Raw genomic sequence first — 2,503 nt, 5'->3', positions numbered from 1 at the left:
GCCCTGAACTCTTGGCTCTCGTCTCGGAGCTGCGGGCCGAGGGGGTGCCGGGCACACTCCTTGGCCAATCCCGGCTTTCCACCGGCTCGGAGGGCGGGTGCGCCCATTGCGGCAAGGACAGGTCCATGGGCGGCCGCCTGAACGGCGACCTGCTCTGCACTAGGTGCTGGCGTATCCACCCCGATGTTCTTGCACCCTGCATTCGTTGCGGCGGCACGTATTACCTGAGCAAGGATGGCCTCTGCCGGGGCTGCCGTAGCCGGGACAAAGTGAATGCACTGTTCAGCGCCGAACGGCTGGCGGCGAGGCCGGAACTCATCGGTATCAGGGACGCTCTGCTGGCTGCCGATGGCGCCTATCTTTACGAATTCATGAAGAAGACCACATCCCCGTGGAGCGTCCTGCACCGGCTTGTTGCCGGTAACGAGCCCATCACTCATGACGCCGTGGACGCCGCCAGCCGCCCAGGGACATCACTGCTGCGTTCCCTCCTTGTTGACACTGGAGTCCTGCCGGAACGGAACGAACGCCTCGTCGCCTTCGAAACCTGGATTGAACGGACAGCCCTCAGCATTATTGACGAGGCTGATAGGCGAACCTACCTTGGGTTCGCACGCTGGCGGCACCTTCGCCGGGCCCGCCAGCACACCACCCTCACAACCGCTCAAGCAGCCGGTCACCGACGTCAGCTCACGTACGTTCGCAACTTCATCTCTGCACTTCATGCCCAGGGGATAACCATGTCTACGGCCGGGCAGGCAGCGGTGGATGCCTGGCTCGCCGGTGGCCCACCCGAACGGGCTTGCATTAAGGCCTTTCTGCAATGGTGCAGAACAAACGGGATCAATAAGAACCTCACCGTTGCCAGCCCCCGGCCCAGCCCGCTTCCGGCGGTTCTCCTCTTGCCCGAGCACCAGCACCATGCGCTCCTCGTCCGGGTCTTGGATTCGAAAGAGAGCATTGACCCTGCACTGAGGTTGGCTGCGTCCCTTGTCCTGCTCTACGGAATCAGGAACTACGAACTGGCGGCCCTTTCCCTAGCCAACATCATCACCACGGCCGAAGGCGTGTGGATCCGGTTCGGACCCGAGCCCCTCCATCTGCCCGCCGGGCTGGCACGCTTTGCCCGTGAAGCGGTCAGTGCACGCAGCGTCACACGCGTTGGACGCACGACCGACGATCAGCAATGGCTCTTTCCCGGACTCTTTCCTAACCAGCCCATCGACCCCCGAACTCTTTCCAGCCGTCTGGCAGCCGTGGGCATCAAACCCGAAAAGACCCGGAGTACGGCAATGGGGCAACTCGCCCAACAGCTTCCGCCCCCGATCCTTGCCCGCCTCACCGGAATTAAAGCCTCAACGGCGGTCCGCTGGAGCGCAGCTGTTGCGGCAAGCTACGCCCGGAATACGCCGTGGTTGGATGCGCCGCGGGAGCCCGTGGGAACACGAGACAAGAAGACATTCCTCAACTAGGCGGGGACCGGCTGGCCGCCCGCAGCGGTGCCAAGAAGGTGTCATTTTTCAAAGCCGTCTACAGAGAATGTCCAAAGTCGTCTGCACGGCCACTAAACGTCCGGAAGGGGATCCGCAACCGGGCGCTCAAACCGTCCCGTGTGCCACCGGCTTACGGGCAGGCCGCTCTTCTCCTCATAGTCATTTCTCAAGATTTGGTCAGCTGGGCTTACTGCGCTTTCCTCTTTGCGTTAGAAATGACCATGGGAAGAAGACGTTGAGCGGGATTGACGATCTCATGGCCGAGTCCAACGAGCGCTGGACCGTAGCCATGCGGCGAGCCAAAGGCGTCCAGGACAACGGTCTCGGTGAGGCCATAAAGACTTATTACACCCGCTACTTCCCGTTTGGACTGGCCCTCTCCGTCGCCGTGGGCGCAGTAATTGGAGCCCTGACTTTTCCCGACATAGCAGACAAGGGACCTATCCTTCTGGCATTTGGAATTTCTCTTGCCGCATGCACTGCCGTGATTGGCGGACTGATCTACAACGCGAAGAAAGTTGTACCTGCAGTGCAGTCCGGAAAGATCGACGTGCTCCTCTCATTGGAGAGCGCCGAACGAAAGCGCATCCGCCGGCAGATCGCAGGAAAAGCACCACTAGACGCCGAGCGCCTTCCGGTCATCCGGGCCGCTGCGGTACAACTCCGCAAGAACGTTGCCACCCAGCTACTCGTGCAACCGATGATCCCGCTCTTCTTTATTCCGCAAGCCCTAAATTTCGCCCAACGCGGCGACAGTCTGTTCGGGTGGTTGATGACTATCGGCGCGGCAGTGATGGTCATAGGCCTTGGGTTCCTTACCCGTGATTTTCGACGTGCGGGCCATTTTTTGGCCCTAACTCGCGAGCACGCCGGCCCAAGCTGACGGGTCGCTCTGGGACCGCAACCACGTTGACCTGCCACCCGCTCTGCACTACCGGCGCGTCCCCAGTTGCCCTATGAAGGATCCTTTACCGGGCATTCAGAGCCCGTCAGACAACATTGACCTAAGT

At 61.1% G+C, this 2,503-nt stretch carries 2 protein-coding genes; both read left to right on the top strand.

Going from position 1 to position 2,503, the window contains the following annotated elements; all coding sequences use genetic code 11:
* Window positions 1–1,472: hypothetical protein (locus DBR22_RS21935; RefSeq protein ID WP_219928158.1), on the top strand; the 1,472-nt coding region annotated here is incomplete at its 5' end.
* A gap of 256 nt (window positions 1,473–1,728) precedes the next feature.
* The gene (locus tag DBR22_RS21930) at window positions 1,729–2,376 is read left to right on the top strand and encodes a hypothetical protein (protein ID WP_108600718.1); all 648 of its coding nucleotides are present in this window, start codon (window positions 1,729–1,731) and stop codon (window positions 2,374–2,376) included.
* Window positions 2,377–2,503: the final 127 nt, after the last annotated feature.

This window comes from Arthrobacter sp. HMWF013, from assembly GCF_003061105.1.
Taxonomy (GTDB): domain Bacteria; phylum Actinomycetota; class Actinomycetes; order Actinomycetales; family Micrococcaceae; genus Arthrobacter.
Note: the sequence above shows the minus strand (reverse complement) of the source record. Positions and strands in the feature narration are given on the sequence as shown.